Here is a 26,171-nt window from a genome sequence, read left to right on the forward strand (position 1 = left end):
GCCACACCGAATACCGACATGCGGTGAGGTTCCCGGCCGGTTTCGATTGAAAGCGAACATGACCCAGTTGAAAACCATTACCGACGTGCTCGACTCGCAGATGCTCGAGCGTTTCCGCGCCCGTGCCACGAACTACGATTCCGAGAACACCTTCTGCAACGACGACTTCAACGAGCTGAAGGAAGCCGGCTACCTCAAGGCGATGCTGCCGGTGGAGCTCGGCGGATTCGGCTGGGGCATGGAAACCATGACGGGCGCCCAGCGGCTGCTGGGTTCCTACGCTCCAGCCACCGCGTTGGCGGTGAACATGCACCTGGTGTGGACCGGTGTTGCCACGCTGCTTGCCGCACGCGGGGATGGCCGCCTGAAGATGGTGCTTGACTGGGTCGCCGCCGGGGAAGTAATGGCCTTTGGAGTGTCGGAGGCCGGGAACGACGAGGTGCTCTTCGACTCGGTCACGTCCGCAATTCGGGCGGAAGACGGTTCCTACGCCTACACCGGGGTCAAGGTCTTCACCTCCCTGGCTCCGGTTTGGACAAAGCTCGGGGTTTTCGGAAAGGACACCGGAGCCGAGGCCCCGACCCTGGTCCATGGTTTCCTGGACCGGGACACCCCGGGCATCGAAATCCCCGAGAACTGGAACACGCTGGGGATGCGGGCCACGCAGTCGAACACCACGATCCTCACCGGCGCCCGGGTCCCCGCCGAGCAGATCCACACCGTGCTGCCCGTGGGCCCGGTGGCGGACCCGCTAGTGTTCGGCATCTTTGCGTCTTTCCTGTCGCTGACGGCCTCCGTCTACGTGGGCCTGGCCGAACGCGGCATGCAACTGGCCGCGGCGAATCCCGCCAACCGGAAATCGCTCAAGAACGCGGGCCGCAGCTATGACCAGGACCCGGACATCCGTTGGCAGGTGGCCGAGGCCGGCATGATGGTGTTGCAGCTGGATGCGATGCTGCGGATGACCACCCGGGACCTGGATGACCTGATTGACCACGGTCCGGCTTGGTTCCCGCGGTTGGTCACCCTGCGCACGCAGGCGGGGGACACCGCCCGGGCGTGCGTTGAGGTCGCGGCAAAGGTCTCCGGCGGCGGCCAGTACTTCAGGGGCTCCGAACTCGAACGACTCTACCGCGACGCGCTTGCCAGCCTGTACCACCCCTCAAACGCCGAATCGGCGCACTCCACCGTCGCGTCTTGGCTGTTGGGTCCCGTGGAGTCCTAGGTCCCGCCTGCGAACGCTTCGGGCGAGCCGGCCGCGGCCCGTCTGGGGCAGTGAGTGATAGTGGTTGGGTTGTTGTCCTTGTCGGTCGGGACGAGAACCCAATCACGGCACCATTTCTAGGCGCGAATGTTCAGGGTCGGGTTCACGCGCATCACGCGTCGTCGCATCCAGTATTTTTGCCCGCCGCCCTGGTAGAGGCAGCTGCGCATGAGCTCCCATTTCCCGTACTCCGCATGTTCGCGCAGTACGCCGCGCACCAAGGACCGCTGCTCATGCGGAAGCGTGGTGATCACCAAATATTCATATCTCTGGTTTGCCGCGTCGGGTGAACCGGCAATGATTTGCTGCGGCGGAATTATCTTTTCGATCATGTCCCTGTCCATCGTGTGGCTGTGCCTGTAACGTCTAGCCCATGAGTACAGACCCGCGCGTTGCCCTCAGCGTTTTGATTAGCTGCCTTGAAGAGCACTTGGCCGCAGTGGCTTCCAAACGTGGTGCCGAGGATGCGACTCTCAGCTCCGCATTTCTGGCCGTGGCAGATGCCTTCGAGGAATATGAGGATGCACTCTATGAAGCCTACGAAGAATTCTTACCGTTGAGCGTAGTTGATGAAGACGACGATGACGAGGGTTTCAAGGAGTACGAATCCGGCCCCGAATCATTGCGCGAGTAAGACCCTTCATCAGACCGGATACACCGGCAAAAAGTAGTTCTCAGGTATTAACTTTGCCCGTCCATGGGACGCCGGTAAGACCCAATGTGCCTCGGTGAAGTAATGTCGGTACGTGAATTGGTTTGAAGCAGCCTTCTTGGGGCTGATACAAGGTCTGACAGAATTTCTCCCCATCTCCTCGAGCGCGCACCTGCGCATCGTCGGCGAATTGCTGCCGAATGCGGCGGATCCGGGGGCGGCGTTTACCGCCATCACCCAGCTCGGCACGGAGACGGCCGTCCTGGTGTTCTTCTGGAAAGACATCGTCCGCATCATCGGTGCCTGGTTCAACGCCCTGCGAGGAAAGGTCCCGCATAGCGACCCCGACGCAAAAATGGGTTGGCTGATCATTGTCGGCTCGCTGCCGATCGCGGTGCTTGGCCTGCTCTTCGAGGAACAGATCGACACGACCTTCCGCTCCCTGTGGATCGTTGCAACAACCCTGATCGTCTTCGGACTGATCCTTGCCGTCGCCGACCACTACGGCCGGCAGGACCGTGAACTCAGGGAGCTGACCCCCAAGCACGGCATCCTCTTCGGTTTCGCCCAGGCCATGGCCCTGATCCCCGGTGTTTCCCGATCCGGCGGCACCATCACAGCCGGCCTGCTCATGGGATACACCCGCGAGGCGGCCGCACGCTATTCCTTCCTGTTGGCCATTCCGGCGGTGTTCGCCTCGGGGCTCTACAAGCTCGTGAAGTCCCTCGACGAGCCGGGCGTCTACACCTTGCCGCAGACCGCCTTGGCAACCGTCATTGCGTTTTTTGTCGGTCTTGTCATTGTCGGCTGGTTCCTGAAGTACGTTTCCACCCACAGCTACCGGCTCTTTGTCTGGTACCGCATCGGCTTGGGCCTGGTCCTGTACCTGGCACTGGGATTCGGCCTCCTCAACGCCTGATTCCGGCGATCCCGCCGGAAGCCCAGCACCGGTGGAATAACTGAGCCCCGAACGGGCTTGTTGAAAGTAAGTACTCCCCATCCACTTGGGACAACGCCCAAGAGAAAGGACGCCCCGTGCTTGCATGGTCCGCGCCCACCATCCCGCATATCCCGGGAAACGCACCGATTCTTGAGGTTCACAACACCTCCAGCCGTTCACTTGTTGACACCGCCCCGGCGGAGAAGTCCAATGCTCCGGCGAGCATGTATGTCTGCGGCATCACCCCGTACGACGCAACGCACATGGGGCACGCAGCCACCTATGTTGCCTTCGACCTGTTGCAGCGCACCTGGCTCGATGCCGGACGCGAAGTCACCTACGTGCAAAACGTCACCGACATCGACGACCCGCTGCTCGAGCGCGCCGCGGCCACCGGCGTGGATTGGGTGGCCCTGGCCGAGGAGCAGACCGACCTGTTCCGTGCCGACATGGAAGCGCTCAACGTCATTCCGCCGCAGCACTACATCGGTGCCGTCGAATCGATCACCTGGCTGGTTCCGCTCATCGAAGAGCTGGTCACCAAGGACCTGGCCTACCGGGTGCCCGGCGAGAACGGCGACCCCGACGGGGACATCTACTTCGATGCCATCGCCGCGGCAAACAGCGCGTGGGAACTGGGCAGCGTCAGCGGCTACGACCGCGAAACCATGATGAGATTCTTCGCTGAACGCGGCGGGGACCCGAAGCGCGCTGGAAAGCGCGACGCCCTGGATCCGCTGCTGTGGCGCGTCGCCCGTGAAGGCGAACCGCGCTGGGACGGCGCGGGCCTCGGCGACGGCCGCCCCGGTTGGCACATCGAATGCTCGGTCATTGCCCGCCGCTTCCTGCCGGCGCCGTTCACGGTGCAGGGCGGCGGATCGGACCTGATCTTCCCGCACCACGAATTCTCCGCCGGCCATGCCGCCGCCTTGGACGGCAAGCCATTGGCGGAAGCCTACGTGCACACCGGCATGGTGGGCCTTGACGGCGAAAAGATGAGCAAGTCCCTGGGCAATCTGGTGCTGGTCTCCAAGCTGCGTGCCGCCGGCGTTGAGCCAGTGGCCATTCGCGCCGTCTTGCTGGGCCAGCACTACCGCTCGGACTGGTTCTGGACCGAGGAATTGCTCGTCGAGGGCCAGCACCGTGTTGAGCATTGGCGGAACCGCATTCCCGGCACCACGCTTTCCGAGGCCACCGCCGTGATCACCCGTATCCGTTCCAAGCTGGCCAACGACCTGAACGCACCAGCGGCCCTTGCCGTGCTCGATGCCTTCAGCGTCCAGGAACCCGCGGCCCCGGATGATTCCCAGGGTGCCGGCGGGAAACTGTTGGCCGATGCGCTGGACGCATTGCTGGGGCTCAAGCTCTTCTAGATTACGTTTCCGGCTTCCGGCCGGAAAACCCAAGGGGCGCGTTTCGCGTGCCGCCGCCGGACCCGCGGATCGCGGGAAGGTTGCGGTTCACGGAACGCGCCCCTTGCATTGCCACCATGCCCAGCTTCGTGAGTCGGCAACTATTTTGAATGGTGTACGCAACCGGTGAATGCATCGCCTGAGCCAATGCAGCAGCCCGTTGTGGTTGCGGTCGGTCAGCGAGCCATTCTTGACCGTTGAAGGACAGCTTGAAGGTTGATCAAGTCAGTTTCATTTTGTGTTTCTGGTAATTGGAGCGCGAAGGCCGGCCGCGCAGCGGCACACAACCAGCTGCTTCGTTTGGTGGCCAAATTGCAGCATCACGGGTAGACCAAACCGCCAGTCAACGGGAACTTCCAATTGGGATGTTCGTCGAGTGCGCCGTGGCCGCGAGTCCGGCACAGGCACCTCATCATTGGTGGGATGCACTGTCGCTACATGGTCATGATCCATGCGAACGGTTTCGAGCTGACTGATGACGCGATCCTGTGTCCCCACTGAGTATCGAGGCCACTCGGCACGGCAGGCAATCAAACATGGCTCAACGGCTCAACGGAACCGTCGGCACTCTGCCATCAATCGCGTGGTTCCCCAGCAGTTCTTTCCTTGCGGCTTCGAGGCCCGTGACGACAACGGTCCAGTCGGGGCGCTTGAATTCGGCCGACGTGACGCTTACTTCCTGCTGCTCTGCCAGCTCACCCGGGCGCGTCACCACTCGTTTGACGCTGCCCTGGACATATCCGAGACTGCGCGAGACTCCCAACGACGAGTGGTTCCAGACCGCCGCCGAGGATTCGGCGACTTCGGCGCCGAGGTGATCGAAGGCAAAAAGCAGCACAGCTGCACGCATTTCCTTCCCAAAACCCAGACCCTGGTAACGGCTCGAAAGCCATGAACCAGTCGTCACGGTCTTACGGATTGAAAAATCGCGGGCGCCGATGTCCTGCATGCCTATCGGGGTGCCTTCGTGACTCACAACCAGGTTCAACGTCCAGTTGTCCGGAGCAATACCGGAGCGGACGTGCCATTGGTGCCTGGCGGTGCTGCGCATGAGTTCTTCCTTGGGCGCATCGGTCCAAGGTGTGGAGAAGGGCATGGCGGCGGGGTCATGGATCCCGCTGAGCGCTGCTTCGATGATCCCGGGCAGATCCTCGTCCTGGACCAGCCGTAGTTCCAGTCGCGGGCTGCTGATTTTTAGGCCAAAAAGTGGCCATACATCCGTTAGTTCAAGCATTCTCCAAACCTATCCTTGTGTGCACTTCATGCAAAGCAGCAAGTCACATAGTTGTTGCTGCTGAGATGCATCCTGCACCGTATGGCCCCGCCATTGTGGGAATCCAGTGTCTGGCAGGCATGCATGCGGAAGGTCCGGACCTACCTGCCCTCCGGGCCACCGGGCTCATCGGGGGAGTCGGGGCGGCTGCGGCGCTTCAGGTAGCGCTCGAACTCCCGGGCGATTGCCTCGCCCGTGGCTTCGGGCAGTTCGGTTTCGTCCTGGGCCTGCTCGAGTTGGTGCACGTACGCCGCGATGTCGGTGTCGCCCTTGGCAAGTTCGTTGACCCCGCGTTCCCAAGCCAAGGCGTCCTCGGTGAGTTCTTCCAGGTCGATCGTCAACGGGAAGAACTCCTCGACCCTGTGCAGCAATGCGAGCTGGGCCTTTGGCGACGGCGCCTGGGCGACATAGTGCGGAACTGCCGACCAGATGCTCAGCGTGGGCAGTCCGGAGGCCTCGGCCACCTGTGCCAGCACCCCGAGTATGCCGGTGGGGCCCTCGTAACTGGATTCCTGGACGCCCAGCGCCTTGCGGACCGCGGGGTCGTCGCTGGTCACCGATGCCTGGATGGGGCGGGTGTGGGGGACATCGGCGAGCAGGGCGCCAAGGGCCATGACCGCCTGCACGTTTTCCTCCTCGGCCCGGGTGAGGATTTCGGAGATGAATGCCTTCCACCGGTAGGTCGGTTCCACCCCGCGCAGCAGCACCAGGTCGACGGGGCTGTCTTCAAGTTCCGCCCGGTACATATGTGTGGTTGGCCATTTGATGCTGCGTTTGCCGGAGGCTGTGCGGTGCGCCTGCGGTCTGGAGAATTGGTAGTCGTAGAAGTCGTCGTCGCTGATGCCGGGGATCTTCTTGGCACCGCTGGCACGGCGAATGAGTCTGAGGGCTTCGCTGGCTGCATCGCCGGCATCGTTCCAGCCCTCAAACGCCACGATCATGATGGCCGGGCGGACGGTCTCGTCCCAGGGGGCGGAGGCCACGAGGGACGAAAGTGTCACCGGATCGTTTATATCTTCGCTCACAACCACACACTAGCGCGCGAAGTCGTCAGCATGTGAACCCCAAGCCCATTAGAATTGGCTCATGCCAACCCAGAATCAGGCCGTTTTGCCCACGCCCACCCTAAACAGCCTTGTCCAGGGCGTGCTCTGGGACATGGACGGGACGCTATTGGACACCGAACCGTATTGGATGGGTGCCGAAAACGAGCTTGTCGCCGCCCACGGCGGATCCTGGACCCACGAGGACGCGCTGGGGTTGGTCGGCAGCGCGCTGCCCGACTCCGCCGCGGTGCTGCAGCGCGCCGGGGTTGACCTCGGTGCGCGCGAAATCATCGACTGGCTGAACGAGCGCGTGATGGCCGGGATCAACAACCACGTCGAATGGCGCCCCGGTGCCCTGGACCTTCTCGAGGAACTGCACGTCGCCGGCATCCCCTGCGGCCTGGTCACCATGTCCGAGTCGGCGATGGCCAGCCAGGTGCTCTCGATGCTCCCCAGGAAGTACTTCTCATTCCAGGTCACCGGTGACCAGGTGCGCAATGGCAAGCCGCACCCGGACCCGTACCTGCTAGGCCTCGAGAAACTTTCCGCGCTGGTACCGGACCTTGAGGCCCACCGGGTCATCGGCATCGAGGATTCGGCCCCGGGTATCGCATCGGCCGCATCGGCCGGCCTGACGGCGGTGCTGGTCCCTCACCTCAGCCAGGTCCCCGAATCGGACCTGTGGCACAGACTCGTCTCGCTGGAACAGGTCGAGCTCTCAACACTTTCGTCCCTGATCGGCATCGGAGCACACTAAATGACTGAAACACCAGCCAAGCGCGAAGGCATCCCGCTGGGATCCTTCTTTGGCGTTCCGGTGTCGCTGGCCTGGTCGTGGTTCCTGATCGCGGCGTTCATCGTCGTGGTCTTCGGTCCCCAGGTCGACCGGAGCATCCCCGGACTCGGCTACGGGGCCTTCGTCGTCGCCTTTGCCTACGCCGTGCTGCTGGCGCTCTCGGTGCTGGTGCACGAACTGGCCCACGCACTCACCGCCAAGGCCTTCGACTGGCCCGGGGCCCGGATCGTCCTGAACCTGTGGGGCGGGCACACCCAATTCTCGTCGTTCAATGCCACGCCGGGACGCTCGCTGGCCGTGGCCATGGCCGGACCGGCAGCAAACTTCGTGATTGCCGGAATCGGCTATGTGCTGCTGCAACTGGTCCAGCCCACCGGCGTCACCTTCCTGCTGTGGGACATCCTGGTCTGGGCGAACCTCCTGGTGGCGCTGTTCAACATCCTGCCGGGCCTGCCGCTGGACGGCGGACGCCTCGTCGAATCCGCGGTCTGGAAGGTCACGGGTTCGCAGGACCGCGGCACCGTTGCCGCCGGCTGGGCCGGACGCGTGATCGTGGTGCTGATCGTCGGCTACTTCGTGATCAGCCCGCTCACCCGCAACGAACCCCTTGATTTCCAGGTGCTGCTGGTGGCGATCCTGGTCGGCGGCTTCATGTGGGCCGGAGCATCCCAAATCATCGCCCACGCCAAACTGCGCCTGCGCCTGCCGCTGGTGTCCGTGCGTGCGCTGATGGAACCGGCCACCGCCCTGGCGCTGGAATCCACGCTTGCCGATGTTTCCGCGCGCATCGCCAGCCGCGGCGGACGCGTCATCCTGATCGACCAGGCGGGCACCCCGCAGGGGGTCATCGACGAATCCACCCTGGGCCAGATCGATCCGGTGTTGCTGGCCGGCAGCCCGGCGCTCTCCGCGGCGCGGGCCCTGAGCCCCGGCGCGGTGGTCAGCGCCAGCGCCGACGGCCGCGCCCTGATCGGCTACCTTGCAACACTCGAAGGCAGCGAATACGCGGTGATCGACGAGCAGAACCGCGTCATCGGGCTGCTTGACCAGGCGAACATCGTCGCCGCGATCACCGGAAAACCGCAGCAACCCCACGCGCACTAGGCGCCCAACAGCCGTGCCGCGCAGCCGTCCCGGAAGGGCAGGCCGGCGCAGGCCAACAAACGACAAGATCCCCAAGCACAAAGGACACCCACCAACACATGAGTGACATGCCAGCAGCGCCGCACGGCGCAATGAACCGCCGCGGCCCCTTCCGTCCCGGCGACCGGGTCCAGCTCACCGACCAGAAGCGCCGCATCAGCACCATCACCCTGACCCCGGGCGGGGAGTTCCACACCCACAAGGGCGTGCTCTTCCACGACGATTTGGTAGGCCTGCCCGAGGGCTCGATCGTCGAAAACACCAACGAGGTCCGCTACCAGGCCCTGCGCCCGCTGCTGAAGGACTTCGTGCTCTCGATGCCGCGCGGCGCCACCGTGGTCTACCCCAAGGACGCCGCCCAGATCATCCAGATGGGCGACATCTACCCGGGCGCACGCGTGGTGGAAGCCGGCGTGGGTTCCGGCGCCCTGTCGATGTCGCTGCTGCGCGCCGTGGGCGATGCCGGCTACCTGCACTCCTTCGAGCGCCGCGAGGAATTCGCCGAGATCGCCCGCGGCAACGTGGACACCGTTTTCGGCGGCCCGCACCCGGCCTGGCAGATCTCCATCGGCGACTTCCAGGAAAAGGTCCTGGAGACCGAGGAACCGGGCTCCGTGGACCGCGTGGTCCTTGACATGCTCTCCCCGTGGGAGTGCGTGGACGCCGTCTCCACCGTGCTGGCACCGGGCGGCGTGTGGGTCAACTACGTCGCCACCGTGACCCAGATGTCCCGCACCGTGGAGGCCATCCGCGCCACCGGCCTGTACACCGAGCCGGAGTCGTTCGAGACCATGGTCCGCGGCTGGCACGTCGAGGGCCTGGCCGTGCGCCCGGACCACCGCATGGTCGCGCACACCGCGTTCCTGATCACCTGCCGCCGGCTGGCCGACGGCGCCGTGGGCATCCCGGGCGCCAAGCGCGTCAAGGAGCACACCTACTCCGCCGCGGACCTGGAAACCTGGACCCGCTCCGAGAACCCTGAGGCCTGGCACCACGAGGCCCTGGGCGAACGCGGCGTCTCCGCCCGCAAGCTGCGCCGCGCCGCCAAGGACGCCAAATCGATGACCCAGCGCGGCTCGCTGCCGCAGGGCGAGGCCGGGCTTGACGAGGAAGAGCCCTCGGGCGAGTAGCCCCCGCCCCGCGTGGCCCGGCGGTCACAAACCGCCGGATCACGCGGGGGCATGCATAGTATGAGTGTGTAGTTGCGTGTGCCGGCGGGTGCCGGTGCACGCAGACCTCAGAGAATGCGAAACGGGTTGATGATGAGCGAAGATACAGATCGCACACGGTTAGAGGGCCAGGTCACGGCCGCCGAACGGCAATTGAACGTGCTGCGTGACAAGAACCGCCAACTCGACCGCCAACTGGCCTCGGCGGGTTCCAACAACTCGCGCCTGGTTGCCATGCTGGAACGCACCCGCGAGGAAATCATCAACCTCAAGGCCGGGCTGGAAAAAGACGGCGACACCCCGTTCAGCCACGGCACCATCGTCGAGAAGCACCCGCGCAGCCACCCGCAGGGCGGCGTGGCGATCTCCGCCACGGGCGTGCAGTCCGTCGACATCCTGCAGGGCGGGCGCAAGCTGCGCGTGGCCATCAGCCCACTGCTTGACTTCGACAAGCTCCACGTCGGCCAGGAAGTCCTGCTCAACGAATCCCTCGTGGTCGTCGCGGGCCTCGGCTACGAACAGGCCGGGGAACTGGTCACCGTCAAGGAAGTGCTGGAGGACCACCGGGTCGTGGCCATGGGACGGGCCGACGACCAACGCGTCATCCGCCTCTCCGACCAGTTGGTCAAGGAAATCGTCCGGGTGGGGGACGTTCTTTCGCTCGATTCGCGCACCGGCCTCGGCATGGAAAAGATCCACCTGAGCGACATGCAGTCCCTGGTGCTGGAGGAGGTGCCGGACATCTCCTACGCGGACATCGGCGGGCTCTCCGACCAGATCGAGGCGATCCGCGACGCCGTCGAGCTGCCCTTCCTGCACCCAGACCTCTACCGCGAGCACGGGCTCACGGCCCCCAAGGGCATCCTGCTCTACGGCCCCCCGGGCTGCGGCAAGACCCTGATCGCCAAGGCCGTGGCGCATTCGCTGGCCGAACGCACCAACGAGCGCAACGGCAATTCGGGATCCGCACGCAGCTTCTTCCTGAACATCAAGGGCCCCGAGCTGCTTGACAAGTACGTCGGCGAAACGGAACGCCACATACGGCTGATCTTCGCCCGCGCCCGGGAAAAGGCGGCCGGCGGCAGCCCCGTCGTCGTCTTCTTCGACGAGATGGATTCGCTCTTCCGCACCCGCGGCACCGGCGTGTCCTCGGACGTGGAAACGACGATCGTTCCGCAGCTGCTGGCCGAGATCGACGGCGTAGAGCGCCTGGACAACGTCATCGTCATCGGAGCCTCCAACCGCGAGGACATGATCGACCCGGCCATCCTGCGCCCCGGGCGCCTGGACGTGAAGATCAAGATCCGCCGCCCGGACGCCCAGGGCGCGGCGGAGATCTTCGCCAAGTACCTCACCGACGACTTGCCGCTGCACCCCGCGGACCTGGCCGAACACGGCAACGACGCCACGGCCTGCGTGCGCGCCATGATCCAGGCCACCGTCGATTCGATGTACTCCACCGGGGCCGAAAACCAGTTCCTGGAGGTGACCTACGCCAACGGGGAAACCGAGATCCTCTACTTCAAGGACTTCTCCTCCGGCGCCGTGATCCGCAACGTGGTGGACCGCGCCAAGAAGTCCGCCATCAAGGCGTTCCTGACCAACGGCGAGCGCGGCGTGCGCATGGAGTACCTGCTGGCCGCGGTCGTGGAGGAGTTCCAGGAGCACGAGGACATGCCCAACACCACCAACCCGGACGACTGGGCCCGGATCTCCGGGCGCAAGGGCGAACGCATCACCTTCATCCGCACCATCGTCGCGGACAAGAACGGGCGCGGAAAGTCCCTGCCCGCCGGTGCCGGCGAAGAGACGGGACAGTACCTGTGAGCGTGAACCGTGTCATGGGCCTGGAAACCGAATACGGCGTGCTGGCCCCGGCGATGCCCGGCGCCAACGCCACCATGCTCTCGGCCCAGGTCATCAACGCCTATGCGGCCTCCGTCCGCGCCGGGTACGGGCATCTGGCCGGCACCCGCTGGGACTATTCCGACGAGTCCCCGCTGAACGACGCCCGCGGCTTCACCCAGCCGCGCTCCCAGGCGGACCCCTCCCAGCTCACCGACGTGGAACCGGAGCTCGATGCCGAGCAGGTGGCGCTGGCCGGGGGAGACACGACCATCGGCTCCACGCTCTACGACGAGCCGGATGAGGGCCAAGAGGTCCTCATGAACATGGTGCTGGGCAACGGGGCGCGCCTCTACGTCGACCACGCGCACCCGGAGTACTCCTCCCCGGAGACCACGAACCCCTTCGACGCGGTGCTCTACGACCAGGCCGGGGACCACGTGGCGCTCACCGCCGCCCGGTGCATCGAGGCCACCAACGGGTTCGTGCCGGTGCACCTGTACAAGAACAACACTGACAACAAGTCGGTTTCCTACGGCGCGCACGAGAACTACCTCATGCCGCGCAGCGTCCCCTTCGACTCGATCGCCACGCACCTGATCCCGTTCTTCGTGAGCCGGCAGGTCATCTGCGCCTCCGGCCGGGTGGGCCGGGGCATGCTGGGCCAGTACGACGGCTTCCAGGTCTCCCAGCGCGCCGACTTCTTCGAGGCGCAGGTGGGCCTGGAAACCACCATTCGGCGCCCGATCATCAACACCCGCGACGAGCCGCACGCCCACTGGGAGAAGTACCGGCGGCTGCACGTGATCATCGGGGACGCGAACCTCGGACAGGTGTCCACGCTGCTTCGCACCGGCACCACCGCCCTGGTGCTGTCGATGATCGAGGCTGGCACAGCCCCGGAACCGGCGCTGCGCGAACCGGTTGCCGCCCTGCAGGCCATCAGCCACGACCCGACCCTGAAGGCCAGGGTCGAGCTGTCCGACGGGCGCCGGCTCACGGCGCTGGAGATCCAGCGCATCTACCTGGACGCCGCCGTCGAGCACTGTGCGCGCACCGGCGCCGACGACGATGCCACCGCCGAGATCCTGCGCCGCTGGGACAGCACGCTCACCACGCTGGGCAGCGACCTTTTCGCCGCGGCGGACACCGTGGACTGGGTGGCGAAGTACAAGCTGATGAGCGGCTATGCCGATCGCCACGGACTGGATTTCACGGACGCGAAGATCGCGCTCATGGATTTGCAGTGGGCGGACATCCGCCCGGAAAAGGGCCTGTACTACCGGCTGGCCGAACGCGGCCTGATGGAGACCCTCTACACCCCGGAGCAGATTGCCGCCGCGGCCTCAACCCCGCCGGAGGACACCCGGGCGTACTTCCGCGGCCGGGTGCTCAGCCAATACCCCGAGCACGTGGTGGCGGCCAGCTGGGACTCGGTGTCCTTCAGCGTTCCGGGGGCGCGCAAGTTGGAACGGATCTCCACCCTGGAACCGCTGCGCGGCACCAAGAAGCTGGTCGGCGGGCTGTTTGACGCGGAACTTTCGATCGGCGAGTTCATTGGGACGTTGAAGCGCTAAAGCGCCCTGGCAGTGACAAGATGGACGCATAAGTGAATTTCGGGCCGGCCGCCGCCACCGGCGTTCGGCCCCCGACCACGGTACGTGCCGGGCACGTGCCATCCGGACCAACGACAAAGGGGCAGGACCATGACGCAGGAAAGCTTTTCGGCACGACGCAGCGAAGACACCACCGAGCAGGAGCAGGAAACCGAGGCCGTCAAGGCCACCACGCAGGATGCCGGCGTGGATGACCTGCTCGACGAGATCGACGGAGTACTGGAACAAAACGCCGAGGAGTTTGTGCGCGGCTTCGTGCAAAAGGGCGGCCAGTGATCGAGCTCGGTCCGGGCCCGTCGTTCCTTGAACACCTGAACCGGGACCGGCCGGACCTGTTGCCGCACACCAGCGCCCCCGCGGCCGGGGTTCCGCACGCCACCACCATCGTCGCGCTCTCCTACGCCGAGGGCATCGTGATGGCGGGGGACCGGCGCGCCACCATGGGCAACGTGATTGCCAGCCGCCACATCGAGAAGGTCTTCGAGACCGACAGGTTCTCGGTGGTCGGCATCGCCGGGGCCGCCGGCCTGGCCATCGACATTGCCAAGCTCTTCCGGGTCGAGCTCGAGCACTACGAAAAGATCGAGGGGACCCGGCTGTCCCTGGAGGGCAAGGCCAACCGGCTGGCCTCGATGATCCGCTCCAACCTCGCCATGGCCATGCAGGGCATGAGCGTGGTGCCGCTGTTCGCGGGCTACGACACGGCCAAGGGGTCGGGCAGGCTCTTCTCCTTCGACATCACCGGCGGCCTCTACGAAGAGGTCGAGCACCACAGCATCGGCTCCGGCTCGGTTTTCGCCCGCGGCGCGCTGAAGAAGCTGTGGCAACCGTCCATGGACGCCGTCCGCGCCATCCGTGTCGCCGTCGAAGCCCTCTACGATGCGGCCGACGACGATTCGGCCACCGGCGGCCCGGACACGGTGCGCAAGTTGTGGCCGGTCGTTTACACCGTCACGGCGGAGGGTGCCACCCGTGTCGCCGAACCGGTGCTCGCGGCCGTGGCCCAGCAGATCATCGACGAACGAACCAGCCAGGGAATGGAGGCCTAGATGAGCGCCCAGTATTACGTTTCCCCCGAGCAGCTGATGAAGGACCGGGCGGATTTCGCCCGGAAGGGCATCGCCCGAGGCCGCGCCGTCATCGTGGCCTCCTGTGCCGAGGGCATCGCGCTCATCGCCGAGAACCCCTCCGGCTCGCTGCACAAGATCGGCGAGATCTATGACCGGATCGCCTTCGCCGCGGTGGGCAAGTACAACGAATTCGAATCCCTCCGCCAGGCGGGGGTGCGCTACGCCGACACCCGCGGATACTCCTACGCCCGCCAGGACGTCACGGGCCGCGGACTGGCCAGCGTGTACGCCCAGTCCCTCGGCGCGGTGTTCACGGCCGAAGCCAAACCCTTCGAGGTCGAGCTCGCCGTCCTCGAGCTGGGGGAGACCCAGGAAGATGACACGCTGTTCTCGTTGAACTTCGACGGTTCGATTGCCGAACAGCCCGGGCTGATCATCATGGGCGGCGACACCCCGGCACTTCGCGCTGCGTGGACCATCGTCTGGGGCGAGAACGTCCTGGCCGAGTCGAGCGCCGCCGACGTGATCCGTGCCGCGGCAGCCGTCCTGCCCGGCGTCGGCGAGGGCCCCGACGGGGCGGCCCTGCTGGAGGTTGCGGTGCTTGAGCGCATCAACTCCCGGGGCACCCACAGGCATTTCCACCGGCTGGACAAGCCAACCATTGCAGCGATATTGAGTTCAGGAGAATAACGGGTTCATGGACCGCAGGATTTTCGGCATAGAGACCGAGTACGGAATCAACTATTCGGATCCGACCGGGCGACCCCTCACCCCCGAGGAGTCGGCCCGTTATCTTTTCCGCCGCGTGGTGGCCTGGGGCCGCAGCTCCAACGTCTTCCTGACCAACGGGTCGCGGCTCTACCTGGACGTGGGGTCGCACCCCGAATATGCCACGGCCGAATGTGACGACTTGGCCCAGCTCATCGCCCACGACCGCGCGGGCGAATCAATCCTCAACGACTTGGTCTCCAGCGCCGAACGGCGCATGGCCGCCGATGGCTTCAACGGCAAGCTGTACCTCTTCAAGAACAACACCGACACCGCCGGGAATTCCTACGGCTGCCACGAGAACTTCCTGATTCCGCGCAGGCTCGAATTCGCGCGCCTGGCCGAAATCCTGATCCCCTTCCTGGTCACACGACAGCTGATCGCCGGTGCCGGAAAGATCGTCAACGTCGAGGGCGAGTCGCTCTACGCCTTCTCGCAACGCGCGGACCACGTCTGGGAGGGCGTTTCCTCGGCAACCACGCGTTCGCGCCCGATCATCAACACCCGCGACGAGCCGCACGCGGACGCCGAGTACTACCGGCGCCTGCACGTGATCGTGGGCGATTCAAACATGAGCGAAACCACGCAGCTGGTGAAGCTCGGCGCCACCGACCTGATGTTGCGGATCATCGAATCCGGCAAGATCATGACGGACCTGCGGCTGGAAAACCCGATCCGCAGCATCCGGGATATTTCACACGACTTCAACGGCCGGACCATCGTGAAGCTGGCCAACGGCCGGGAAATGACGGCGTTGGAACTGCAGCGCCAGTTCCTGGCGCTGGCGACCGAGTTCGTTGCCCGCGAGGGTGCACACCACGACCGGGTCCCGCAGGTCCTGGACCTGTGGGAGCGGACCCTGGGTGCGGTGGAGTCGGGGAACTTCTCCACGATCGACACAGAAATCGACTGGGCCATCAAGCACAAGCTCATTTCCTCCTACGCCACGCGCCACGGCCTGGGCCTCGATGCGCACCGCCTGGCCCAACTGGACCTGACCTACCATGACATCGACACCAAGCGCGGGCTCTTCCACCTGCTGCGCAACCGGGGCCAGGCGGCCAGCGTTGTCGACGCCAAGGACATCGCCTACGCGGTGGACAACCCGCCGCAAAGCACCCGGGCCAAATTGCGCGGCGACTTCGTGCGGGCGGCAAAGGACGCCGAATGCGATTTCACGGTTGACTGGGTGCACCTGAAGCTCAACGACCACCCCGGCCAAACCGTGCTGTGCAAGGACCCGTTCCTGAACGAGGATCCGCGGGTGGCGGCACTGATTCAGAGCATCTGAGCAAACTTTCGGCTCGAATCCACGGTTCGATAAGGAATTTCACAGAATCAGCGTTTAAGCTGAACAAATACTTTGACATCTACTCACCACCGTGTGTGGGTTTGCTTTGTCTCCATGCCCCAACTGAAAGTTGATTTCGTGCGCAAAGTTATGGCACTCGCCGCGGCGGCATCACTGCTGCTGCTTTCCGCCTGTGGTTCATCCACCCCGGCTTCCAGCGGTGACACCGCCCCCTTCTCATCTTTGAAGATCACCCCCGGGGCCAATGACACATCGGATCCCACCGTCACCTTCGACACCCCGCTGGTAGCCACCGAGGCCGCCGCGAAGGTCGTCATCGAGGGTGAGGGCGAGACGATCAAGGAAAACCAGAACGTCCAGTTCAAGTCGGTTGCCTACAACGCCGAAAACGGAAGCCTGCTGGGCTCAAGCTTTGCCCAGGCGCCATCCACCCTTCCCACCACGGACGAGCTCAAGCAGCAGTTGCCTGCGCTCTATGACACCTTCCTGGCGACCAAGGTCGGCTCCTGGATTGCGTTCGTCGAGCCTGCCGCGGATGCCGCGGGAAACCCAAGCGCATCGGCCTCGCCTTCCGCAGGTCCTGCATCGGCCAAGACCCTGGTGGTCCTCAAGGTCATGTCAGCCGGGGACATTCCGCCGGCTTCCGAGAAGCTCGGCCCGGACGAAGTCAAGAAGCTCAAGGACGCCGGCGCCCTGCCGACGTTTGAGATGAAGGACGGCAAGCCGGCCATTACCATCCCGAAGGACAAGGAAGAGCCGGCCGGCTTGGTCGTTGACGTGGTGAAGGAAGGCACCGGCAAGGTCGCCACCGAAACGTCCGATGTTTCGGCAAACTATACCGGCGTCCGCTGGGAAGACGGCAAGCAGTTCGATTCCAGCTATGACCGCGGCGCAGCTTCCGATTTCAACCTGTCACAGGTCATCAAGGGCTGGACCCAGGGCCTGACCGGCCTGAAGGCCGGAACCCAGGTTATGCTGACCATTCCGTCCGACCTGGCCTACGGCCCGGACGCCGCCGCCCAGGGACGCCCCGCCGGCACGCTGGTCTTCTTCGTTGAACTCAAGGAAGTAAAGTAGCTAAGACGCTACAAGCAATCAACCGAAAGGATTCAAGCATGTCATTTGGACAGCGTGAATACGACCGCACCAAGCCGGAAATTGAATTCCCGGGCACCGATGCCCCGACCGAGCTGAAGATCGAGGACATCGTCGTCGGCGACGGCGCCGAGGTTGTTCCCGGTTCGACCGTTTCCACCCACTACGTGGGCGTTGCCTGGTCGACCGGCGAAGAATTCGACTCCTCCTGGAACCGCGGCACCCCGCTGGACTTCCGTGCCGGTGTCGGCCAGGTCATCCAGGGCTGGGACCAGGGCCTGATCGGCATGAAGGTCGGCGGCCGTCGCCGCCTCGAGATCCCTTCGGAGCTTGCTTACGGTTCCCGCGGCGCCGGTGGAGCCATCGGCCCGAACGAAGCACTGATCTTCGTGGTGGACCTCGTAGCCGTACGCTAGGCACCTGCGGCTTCCGAGTCGCCCTTTGGCCGTGTTTGCCCTGTTCATCAGGGCAAACACGGCCAAAGTCCGTTTAACCGGCGTTGCATTGGCACGCGGTGACGGCCACGGGGTAATCTTGCGAACGTGGCTCAAATTAACTCCGGCGGTCCCTCCCGGGCCGAGAAGCTCGTCAGTCTCACCTATGCCCTGATCAATACGCCCCACGGCTATTCCAAGCGCCAGCTGCGCAAGATCGTCGATGACTACAAGGGGCTCTCCGAGGCTGCGTTCGACCGGAAGTTCGACAGGGACAAGAAAGACCTCAGGGACATGGGAATTCCCTTGAAGACCCTGGGTGAGGGCGGCGAGGAACGTTACCTGATCCCGCCCGAAAGCTACAGGTTGCCGGAAGTCCGGTTCACCACCGAAGAATCCGCTGTTCTCGGGCTGGCTGCCCAGCTTTGGAAAGACACCGACCTTGAATCTTTTGCCGCCCGCGCCACCGGGCGACTTGCCGTCGGAAGCCCCGATGCCGGCGAAGATGCGCGGTTCACCGAGTATGTTCCGCGCCTGCACGCCTCGGGTCCGTCCTTTGGCGCCTGCCTGAACGCCGTATGGTCGCAGGAGATCCTCGGCTTCGAGTACCTGGATGCCCAGGGGCAATCCAGCAAACGAACCGTGGATGCCTGGGGGATAGGCTCGCGCTTTGGCAACTGGTACCTGGTGGGATTCGACCACAACCGCCAGGGCGTCCGGATGTTCCGCCTTTCGCGGATCCTCAGCGACGTGACACCGGGCAAGGCCCATTCGTCGCGACCCGCCGGGTTCAAGATGGCCGAAGCCCTGGGCCGGCTGGATCCGCTCATCGCCGGGGAAACGGCGCGGGTTTCCCTCGTCAAGGAAACGGGCTGGTCCCTGCGCTCCCGCGCGAGCACCATCATCCCGGGTGAAGAGAGCGACGAAATCCATCTCCAATTCCACGACCTGGTGACGCTGGCGGCCGAGATCGCAAAACTCGGCCCGAACGCCAGGGTCCTTGAACCCGCCGGGCTCGCGGCGGCAGTGCAGCGAAAGCTTGCCGATGCCTTGGCGAAACAGCGGTTTCCGGTACCCCCATTCAAACTGAGCAAGCGCCGCAACGTTGGCCGGCCGCCATCCACCGACGCTGTTGCCCGCAACCTCGACATCATTTCCTACGTCGCCAAGCTGGGGTCGCCGACGGTCGCCCAGACGGCCAAGCATTTCGGGCTGAGCGAGAAGCAGCTGTTGGAGCACCTGCAGACGATCATGATGTGCGGCGTGCCCAATGGGCTCCCCGACGAATTGATCGATGTGGAATGGGAAACCGGTGCGATCAGCATCAACAACGCGGAGGCCCTCAACGCTCCGATCCGCTTGGGTCTTCAAGAGGCAGCTGCGATGCTCTCGGGGCTTGCGTCCCTGCGTCAGTTGCCCGATTTTGAGCACTCGGAGTCGATCCAGGGGGCGTTTGCCAAGTTGCAACAGGCAGCTGTCGGGTTCGAGGGGCTTGAATCGGTGCTGTCGATCGCGTTGCGCTCCACCGAGGAGAACGAGAACTACGCCGTCTTGCTCTGTGCGATCCGTGAAAGCCAGGTCGTCAACCTGAAGTACTACAGCGCCTCCAGCGACGCAGTCAGCGAGCGGCTCGTGGAGCCCATTCGCCTGGTGGAACATGCAGGTCGGCAATACCTGCGGGCCTGGAGCCAACGCAATGAACAGATCCGCAGTTTCCGTGTCGACCGCATCCAGGCAGCCGAAACAACGGGTGCAGCTTTCGAGTTGGATCCGCGCAAACACGAGGACACGGAGGACATCTTCTTCACTCCGGGTGCCGACGACGTGCAGGTGGTCCTTGGGTTCGGCAAACGCCTGGCCCTGGTTGCCGACGAGTATGCGCCGGAGCAATGGGCCAGGGTCGGCGATGAGTTGATTGCCGAAATCCGCATGTCCTCCACGGCCGTTCTTCCAGGTATGATCGCCTACCACGGCGGAGACCTGCGGGTGCTTGCTCCGGACAACGTGCGCGAAGAAGTCGAATCCTGGCTGCAGAACGCTTTGTCGATCTCGGAGGTGGCTTGAACATGTTGCCGTGGTGGTTTTGGGTATTGCTTTGGATAGTCCTTATTCTTGGAATGCTGCTTTTTCTGGTTCTTGCCGGCATCAGGCTTTTCCGCGGATTCATGAAACTAATGGATGAAGTGAGCGAGGCCGGCGACCGGATAGGAACGGCAATGGAGACACCTGCCGGGCCCATCGACTATGGAGTTTTGCCCGATCGAGGACCTAGCGGTGTTGCCGCGCTCTTCCAAGACCCCGAGGATGCACGCGCATCATTGGAAGCTGGAAAAGCCCGACGCGTCGAAGTTCGGCGCGCGCGCCGCGTGGAGCGTAAAGCTCTGCGCGGACAAGCGCAACGCGTGGCCGATCTCGACCTGTTCTGACGTAGAATTAAACTAATTGAAAGGTAGGTTCCCCATGTTCGGTGGACTGCAAGGATGGCACCTGGTCATCATCATTGTTTTGGCTTTGTTGCTCTTCGGTGCCCCGAAGCTTCCGGGTTTGGCTCGTTCCGTGGGACAGTCGCTGCGTATCTTCAAGTCGGAAGTGCGTCAGATGAAGGACGATGACAAGAATCCCTCTGCAGCGGATGAAACTGTTGAGGGAAAGATCGTTGATCCCGACCGTCGTGAGAACAACGCCTAATATTTCGTGAGCGACAAGGAAACTGCCCGGAAAAAGGGGCGGAAGGATAATCCTGAGGGCCGCATGGCCCTCAAGGCACACCTCGTGGAGGCGCGAAACCGCCTCTTCATTTCACTTATTGCCTTGGTGCTGGGCACCGTCGGCGGGTTCTTCCTGTACGACGACGTCCTTGCCCTTCTCGTAGCCCCGGTGCGCGAATACGGGGGAGAAGTCAACTTCACTTCGGTGATGGCCCCGTTCGACCTCATGCTCAAGACATCGCTGCTCTTGGGTCTGGTCTTCTCCGCTCCCGTCTGGATCTACCAGCTGTGGGCCTTTATCGTGCCCGGGTTGAAGAAGAAGGAACGTAACACCGCCCTCGCCTTTGCCGCGGCAGCAGCCCCGCTGTTTGTCATGGGTGTCGCAATGGCCTACTGGGTCCTGCCGCATGCCCTGAAGTTCCTCATCTCGTTGACGCCGGCAAACGCCCAGTCGTTGATCTCTAGCGATAACTACCTTCCGTTTGTCTTTCGGTTGCTGGTTGCCTTCGGCCTGGCCATGTTGGTTCCCGTGTTGATGGTCGGACTGAACATGATTGGCGTGCTGAAAGCCAAGACGATCATGAAGCACTGGCGCATCACGGTGTTCCTTATCGCGTTGGTGGCGGCGATGGCAGCACCCGGCGGCGACGCGATCACCATGTTCGCCCTCGCTGGACCGCTCTTCCTTACCTTCGCAGCGGCCACGCTGATTTGCCATCTAAACGATCGCAAACGCAACAAGAATCTCGCAGCCTTGGAAGCAGAGAATGCGGCAAATGCCGGACAGGGTTCATCCCTTCCTGAGGTGCCGGATCTTCCATAAGCCGTGCCCAAAGCAGCTCACCAGCGTGGGACCACTTAACACCATCTTGAAAGGGGTCGCAGCGTGAACACGCCGGCCGAGCGTTACGCCGCAGCCAAGGAACGGACAAAGGAAGCCGACACCGGCCTTCCGGAATTCCGAGCAACACTTGGCTTTGACCTAGACCCATTCCAGGAAGAAGCCTGCAGGGCTGTTGCCTCCGGCAGCGGCGTTCTTGTCGCCGCACCCACGGGTGCAGGCAAGACGGTGGTGGGGGAGTTCGCGATCTTTGAGGCCCTTCGATCCGGTCGAAAGGCTTTCTACACGACCCCTATCAAGGCGCTCAGCAACCAAAAATTCAGCGACCTTGTTTCCACCTACGGCCCGGAACGCGTCGGCCTTTTGACCGGCGACATGACGATCAACGGCGAAGCCGACGTTGTCGTCATGACCACCGAAGTCTTGCGGAACATGCTGTACGCGGATTCCGACACGCTCGAGGGCTTGGGCTATGTGGTCATGGACGAGGTTCACTACCTCGCCGACAAGTTCCGCGGGGCAGTGTGGGAAGAAGTGATCATCCACCTGCGCGACGACGTGCAGGTGATTTCGCTTTCTGCAACCGTCTCGAACGCCGAGGAATTCGGCGGCTGGCTGGACACGGTGCGCGGCGACACCCGGATCATCGTCTCTGAACACCGCCCGATCCCGCTCTTCCAGCATGTGATGGTCGGCGGGAAGCTCATGGACCTCTTCGCCGAGGACGTTGCGTTCGACCAGGTTGCCGAAACCCCTGAACGCTCCGCCGCAGTGAACCCGGAGTTGGGCAAACTCGCCCAGCGGGGATTCCCTGCCTCGCGTTCACGGTCGTTCCAGCGAGGCGGACGGCGCGGAGGCAACGGAAACGGCGGCCGCCAGCGAGAACAGATAAGCACCAAGGTCTCGCGGCCGGACATGATCATGGCCCTGGACCGGGCCGGATTGCTGCCCTCATTGGTCTTCATATTTTCGCGCAACGGCTGCGATGCCGCAGTTGCGCAGTGTGTTCGCTCCGGCCTTGCGCTGACCACCACGGCCGAGGCAACCGAGATCGAGCAGGCGATTGACCTCGTCGCGTACAAGCTGCCGACCGACGACCTGGAGATTCTCGGCTTTTGGCCTTGGCGCGAAGGTCTCATGCGCGGGTTCGCGGCCCACCATGCGGGCCTGCTTCCAATCTTCAAGGAAGTCGTCGAGGACCTGTTTGCCCGCGGTCTTGTCAAGGCGGTTTTCGCGACCGAAACACTGGCGCTCGGCGTCAACATGCCCGCCCGCTCCGTTGTCATGGAGAAACTCGAAAAGTTCAACGGCGAATCTCACGTTTCGATCACCGCCGGCGAATACACCCAGCTGACCGGTCGCGCCGGTCGCCGCGGCATCGACGTGGAGGGCCACGCGGTTGTGCTCTGGCAGAACGACACCGATCCCGCCGCCGTTGCCGGTCTGGCGTCAAAGCGAACCTACCCGCTGAACTCCAGCTTCCGTCCGACCTATAACATGTCATTGAACCTGACATCGCAGTTTGGACGTGAACGTGCCCGGGGCATTCTCGAAACGTCCTTCGCGCAGTTCCAGGCCGACCGCTCGGTCGTTGGCCTGGCCCGCCAGGTCCGCGCGCGCGAGGAATCGCTCGAGGGCTACAAGAAGGCCATGACCTGCCACCTCGGCGACTTCAGCGAGTATGCGGCATTGCGCAACGCGCTGTCCGAGGCGGAAAAGGAGGCGTCGAAAACGATCTCCCGCCAACGGCGTTCGGCAGCCAGCGAGTCGCTTGAGTCATTGATGCTTGGCGACATCATCGAGGTCCACGGCCCCCGCAAGCTGGGCCGCTGCGTGGTTGTGGAACTGGACACGGCTTGGAACGATCCGCGCCCCACGGTGCTCACCGAGGAAAAGCATATCCGGCGCATCGGGGTGCAGGACCTGGACGGCCCGGTCGAGATCATCTCGCAGATCCGCATCCCCAAGGGGTTCACGGGTCGAAGCCCCAAGGAGCGCAAGGACCTTGCGGCATCACTGCACAACGCGATCGCCGATTCCCGGCCGCCGCGCCGCGGCGCCGCGGGCTTCAATTTCTCCGGGAGCCAGGAGCAGGAGGAGAAGATTGCCGAGTTGCGCCGTGCCTTGAAGGCGCACCCGTGCCACGGCTGCTCCGAGCGCGAAGACCACGCACGATGGGGTGAGCGTTACACGAAGCTGCTGAAGGACACCAACAAGTTGCGCTCACAGATCAGCGGGCGCACCAACACCATCGCGAAGACCTTCGACCGGGTGGCATCGGTGCTCGAGCAGTTCGAGTACATGATTCCTGCGTCGAACGACAAGGACCAAGCCCAAATCACCGAGGCTGGCCAGCGCTTGCGTCGCATCTACGGCGAACGTGACCTCCTGACCTCTCTGGTCATGGAATCCGGGGTCCTGAATGAGATGAATGCGGAAGAATTGGCCGGATTCATTTCCGCCTTGGTCTTCCAGGCTCGCCGCGAGGACAACTCAGACGAGCCGCGAATGCCCAGCGCCAAGGTGCAGCTGGCCTGGGAATCCTCGATCAACCTGTGGTCCCGGCTCAGCGATGCGGAAGTGATTGCACGGCTTCCCGAAACGGTTGCCCCGGATTCCGGACTCATCTGGCCCATGTACAAATGGACCAAGGGCTCTGACCTGCGCGAGTGCCTGCGCGGCACCGACCTTGCGGCAGGGGACTTTGTGCGGTGGGCCAAGCAGGTCATCGACGTCCTTGACCAGCTGGCCAAGATCCCCGACTTGAACGCCGGCCTTGCGCGTTCCTGCAACCGTGCCGTCGACCGGATCCGGCGCGGCGTCGTGGCCTATTCGAACGTTGTCGACTAACCGACTTTGTCTTGCCGATTTCGGCTTTCAGCGCCCTGGCTTCCCGTGCGCGGTTCTAAAAGTAAAGGTAAATAATGTCTCTTGATTTGTATCGTAACGGATCCATTTACTCGCCCGCGGACCCTTTTGCGACGGCGATGCTCGTTGAAAACGGCACCGTGGCCTGGATCGGTTCCGAATCGGCGGCCGGTGCGTTGCTGGATGCGCGGATGACCGAGATCGACCTGCAAGGCGCACTTGTCGCCCCGGCTTTCGTCGATTCCCATGTACACCTCGGTGCACTCGGCGCCAACCTTGCCGGTCTGGACCTGGGCGGTGCATCGAACGCCGCGGACATCCTCGACCTGGTGTCCTCCGCCGCCGACACGGGAGACGGAATCATCCAGGGTTTCGGCTGGGATGAAACCAAGTTCGCCGATGCATCCCTTCCGACGCTCGAGGAGCTCGCACGCGCGGCACCGGGCCGCGAGGTCTACCTGTCCCGAATCGACGTCCACTCGGCGCTAGTCAGCCCGCAGGTTGCCCAGCGCCTCGGGCTCGTGGCAGGATCGGAATTCTCCGGCGCTTTGGTCCGTGGAAGCCTCCATGCCCGGGTGCGCACCGCCGTTTTCGCCTACGACGAATCGGTGAATGCGGCCCATCGTGAGCGCGCACTGGCGCATTTGGCCGCCACCGGCCACGGCACCGTTGTGGAAATGGCGGCCGAGCATATTTCAGGGCGCCGGGACCTGCAGTCCCTATTGGCAGCAAGCGAAGAGGAAACAGCCGCGAGCCCCAAGCTCTACGCCTATTGGGCGCAGGCCGTGACCGAGGAATCGGAAGCCCGCGAGTTGTTGGATTCCTTTGGATCCCCGGCCCTGGTCGGACTCGGGGGCGACTTGAACATCGACGGTTCCATCGGTTCACGCACCGCCCTGCTGCGTTCCGATTACGCGGATGCCCCGGGAAGCCGCGGTTCCTCGTACTTGTCCGTCGAGCAGATCAGTGCGCATGTGAGCGCCTGCTCGCTTGCCGGGATCCAGGCCTCGTTCCACGTGATTGGGGATGCCGGGTTGGACGCGGCCCTTGAGGGCTTTGCCAAGGCCGCGGAAACCGTCGGCCTTGCAGCGGTCCAGGCCGGCCGCCACCGCCTGGAGCACGTCGAAATGGTCGATGAGCAGGCACGTGCCAAAATGCTCAACTTCTCCCTGACGGCTTCGTTGCAACCGCAATTCGATGCCTTGTGGGGCGGCCCGGGTGGACTTTACGAACAACGCCTGGGAACCGAGCGGGCCACCGGAATGAATGCCATCGGCAAGTTCCTTTCCGCCGGAGTGCCGGTGACGGTGGGTTCAGACGCCCCCGTGACCCCGACCAACCCCTGGGCAACCATCAAGGCCTGCCTTGAACTCAACGATTCCCAAGCGCGGATTTCCGCGAAGGCCGCCTTCATGGCCCACACCCGGTCCGGGTTCCGCGCACTGGGGGAGTCGAACCCCCTGGCGGGCCAGTTGGTGACCGGCGCCGAGGCGACGTTCGCGATCTGGAACGCCTCGGAACTCACCGTCCAGACCCCCGATGTCAGGGTTTCCTCCTGGAGCACCGATGCCCGGGCAGGAACGCCAATGCTGCCGGTGCTGGAAGACGAGATGCCGACGTGCCTTCGCACCGTCCGCTCCGGACGGGTTCTCTTCGACGCAATGGGCGTTTAGCGGACGCAGGATGGCAGTAGCCGCAAATTCACCCATAAACAGCATCTGACCTCATACTCTTTGTAGGATTGCGGCCGGAATGCGGTTGACAGTGTGGCCGGTGGCGGTAGGCTGTAATCATTGTCCGGTTTTAAGGTCGGGCATGCTGGTTTTCCGGCGCGCGTTGACGGGTTGGCCCCCGGAGCACTAGATAACACCTTGGCGTTTGTCGTCAAGGAATGGACCGAAGCTCCGGGGGCAAACCTG

The 26,171-nt window shown here is 63.8% G+C and carries 24 protein-coding genes; 21 read left to right on the forward strand and 3 right to left on the reverse strand.

All coding sequences use genetic code 11. The features are described from left to right. Nucleotides 1–58 precede the first annotated feature (58 nt). Nucleotides 59–1,225 (forward strand): acyl-CoA dehydrogenase family protein, encoded by a 1,167-nt coding sequence (locus tag JOF47_RS07010; protein ID WP_209996905.1) that lies wholly within the window; start codon nt 59–61, stop codon nt 1,223–1,225. A 116-nt stretch (nt 1,226–1,341) separates the two neighbouring features. On the opposite strand, the gene JOF47_RS07015 is transcribed toward JOF47_RS07010, so the two are convergent. After that, nucleotides 1,342–1,596 carry a DUF5703 family protein gene (locus tag JOF47_RS07015; protein WP_209996906.1) on the reverse strand — a complete coding sequence of 85 codons (255 nt, stop codon included), beginning with the start codon at nt 1,594–1,596 and terminating at the stop codon, nt 1,342–1,344. Between the two features lie 41 nt (nt 1,597–1,637). On the opposite strand from JOF47_RS07015, the gene JOF47_RS07020 reads away from it, so the two are divergent. The 3 genes from JOF47_RS07020 (at nt 1,638) to mshC (ending at nt 4,229) form a co-directional block, all read left to right on the forward strand. Then, the gene (locus JOF47_RS07020) at nt 1,638–1,898 is read left to right on the forward strand and encodes a hypothetical protein (protein WP_209996907.1); all 261 of its coding nucleotides are present in this window, start codon (nt 1,638–1,640) and stop codon (nt 1,896–1,898) included. Between the two features lie 112 nt (nt 1,899–2,010). Next, a complete protein-coding gene (locus tag JOF47_RS07025; RefSeq protein WP_209996908.1) occupies nt 2,011–2,835 on the forward strand; it encodes an undecaprenyl-diphosphate phosphatase in 825 nt (274 codons plus the stop codon). Nucleotides 2,836–2,951: 116 nt separating this feature from the next. Then, nucleotides 2,952–4,229: a cysteine--1-D-myo-inosityl 2-amino-2-deoxy-alpha-D-glucopyranoside ligase gene (gene mshC / locus JOF47_RS07030; RefSeq protein ID WP_209996909.1), complete on the forward strand. Its 1,278-nt coding sequence runs from the start codon at nt 2,952–2,954 to the stop codon at nt 4,227–4,229. A gap of 580 nt (nt 4,230–4,809) precedes the next feature. On the opposite strand, the gene JOF47_RS07035 is transcribed toward mshC, so the two are convergent. Then, nucleotides 4,810–5,502 carry a GNAT family N-acetyltransferase gene (locus JOF47_RS07035; protein ID WP_209996910.1) on the reverse strand — a complete coding sequence of 231 codons (693 nt, stop codon included), beginning with the start codon at nt 5,500–5,502 and terminating at the stop codon, nt 4,810–4,812. Between the two features lie 140 nt (nt 5,503–5,642). Then, nucleotides 5,643–6,566: a PAC2 family protein gene (locus JOF47_RS07040; RefSeq protein ID WP_342592727.1), complete on the reverse strand. Its 924-nt coding sequence runs from the start codon at nt 6,564–6,566 to the stop codon at nt 5,643–5,645. 61 nt (nt 6,567–6,627) lie between these two features. Here JOF47_RS07040 and JOF47_RS07045 point away from each other — a divergent pair, with 61 nt between their 5' ends. The 17 genes from JOF47_RS07045 (at nt 6,628) to JOF47_RS07125 (ending at nt 25,925) form a co-directional block, all read left to right on the forward strand. Next, nucleotides 6,628–7,344: an HAD family hydrolase gene (locus JOF47_RS07045; RefSeq protein ID WP_209996911.1), complete on the forward strand. Its 717-nt coding sequence runs from the start codon at nt 6,628–6,630 to the stop codon at nt 7,342–7,344. Then, entirely contained in the window at nt 7,345–8,487 is a 1,143-nt protein-coding gene (locus JOF47_RS07050; protein WP_209996912.1) for a site-2 protease family protein, read from the forward strand. It abuts the gene before it with no gap. 98 nt (nt 8,488–8,585) lie between these two features. Beyond that, nucleotides 8,586–9,656: a tRNA (adenine-N1)-methyltransferase gene (locus JOF47_RS07055; protein ID WP_245356293.1), complete on the forward strand. Its 1,071-nt coding sequence runs from the start codon at nt 8,586–8,588 to the stop codon at nt 9,654–9,656. A gap of 129 nt (nt 9,657–9,785) precedes the next feature. After that, a complete protein-coding gene (gene arc / locus JOF47_RS07060; RefSeq protein WP_377738010.1) occupies nt 9,786–11,522 on the forward strand; it encodes a proteasome ATPase in 1,737 nt (578 codons plus the stop codon). Between the two features lie 14 nt (nt 11,523–11,536). After that, nucleotides 11,537–13,117, forward strand: coding sequence for a depupylase/deamidase Dop (gene dop, locus JOF47_RS07065; RefSeq protein WP_245356629.1), 1,581 nt, complete (start codon nt 11,537–11,539; stop codon nt 13,115–13,117). 129 nt (nt 13,118–13,246) lie between these two features. After that, nucleotides 13,247–13,432: a ubiquitin-like protein Pup gene (locus JOF47_RS07070; RefSeq protein ID WP_209996913.1), complete on the forward strand. Its 186-nt coding sequence runs from the start codon at nt 13,247–13,249 to the stop codon at nt 13,430–13,432. Then, nucleotides 13,429–14,205, forward strand: coding sequence for a proteasome subunit beta (gene prcB, locus JOF47_RS07075; protein WP_209996914.1), 777 nt, complete (start codon nt 13,429–13,431; stop codon nt 14,203–14,205). Before JOF47_RS07070 ends, prcB begins: the two co-directional genes overlap by 4 nt. Next, nucleotides 14,206–14,916: a proteasome subunit alpha gene (gene prcA / locus JOF47_RS07080; protein ID WP_209996915.1), complete on the forward strand. Its 711-nt coding sequence runs from the start codon at nt 14,206–14,208 to the stop codon at nt 14,914–14,916. 7 nt (nt 14,917–14,923) lie between these two features. Further along, nucleotides 14,924–16,285 (forward strand): Pup--protein ligase, encoded by a 1,362-nt coding sequence (pafA, locus tag JOF47_RS07085; protein WP_209996916.1) that lies wholly within the window; start codon nt 14,924–14,926, stop codon nt 16,283–16,285. 138 nt (nt 16,286–16,423) lie between these two features. Continuing rightward, nucleotides 16,424–17,383: an FKBP-type peptidyl-prolyl cis-trans isomerase gene (locus JOF47_RS22300; protein WP_209996917.1), complete on the forward strand. Its 960-nt coding sequence runs from the start codon at nt 16,424–16,426 to the stop codon at nt 17,381–17,383. Nucleotides 17,384–17,421: 38 nt separating this feature from the next. Beyond that, the gene (locus tag JOF47_RS07095) at nt 17,422–17,817 is read left to right on the forward strand and encodes an FKBP-type peptidyl-prolyl cis-trans isomerase (protein ID WP_209996918.1); all 396 of its coding nucleotides are present in this window, start codon (nt 17,422–17,424) and stop codon (nt 17,815–17,817) included. A 126-nt stretch (nt 17,818–17,943) separates the two neighbouring features. Then, nucleotides 17,944–19,899: a helix-turn-helix transcriptional regulator gene (locus JOF47_RS07100; protein ID WP_209996919.1), complete on the forward strand. Its 1,956-nt coding sequence runs from the start codon at nt 17,944–17,946 to the stop codon at nt 19,897–19,899. 2 nt (nt 19,900–19,901) lie between these two features. Further along, nucleotides 19,902–20,261: a hypothetical protein gene (locus JOF47_RS07105; RefSeq protein WP_245356294.1), complete on the forward strand. Its 360-nt coding sequence runs from the start codon at nt 19,902–19,904 to the stop codon at nt 20,259–20,261. Between the two features lie 34 nt (nt 20,262–20,295). After that, complete coding sequence (gene tatA, locus JOF47_RS07110; protein WP_209996920.1) at nt 20,296–20,523, forward strand: Sec-independent protein translocase subunit TatA; 228 nt, start codon at nt 20,296–20,298, stop codon at nt 20,521–20,523. 63 nt (nt 20,524–20,586) lie between these two features. Continuing rightward, nucleotides 20,587–21,366: a twin-arginine translocase subunit TatC gene (tatC, locus tag JOF47_RS07115; protein WP_209996921.1), complete on the forward strand. Its 780-nt coding sequence runs from the start codon at nt 20,587–20,589 to the stop codon at nt 21,364–21,366. 63 nt (nt 21,367–21,429) lie between these two features. Then, nucleotides 21,430–24,234 (forward strand): DEAD/DEAH box helicase, encoded by a 2,805-nt coding sequence (locus JOF47_RS07120; RefSeq protein WP_209996922.1) that lies wholly within the window; start codon nt 21,430–21,432, stop codon nt 24,232–24,234. 74 nt (nt 24,235–24,308) lie between these two features. Beyond that, on the forward strand, nt 24,309–25,925 hold the full coding sequence (locus JOF47_RS07125) for an amidohydrolase (RefSeq protein WP_209996923.1): 1,617 nt from the start codon (nt 24,309–24,311) through the stop codon (nt 25,923–25,925). Nucleotides 25,926–26,171 lie beyond the last annotated feature (246 nt).

The organism is Paeniglutamicibacter kerguelensis, assembly GCF_017876535.1.
Classification (GTDB): Bacteria; Actinomycetota; Actinomycetes; order Actinomycetales; family Micrococcaceae; genus Paeniglutamicibacter; species Paeniglutamicibacter kerguelensis.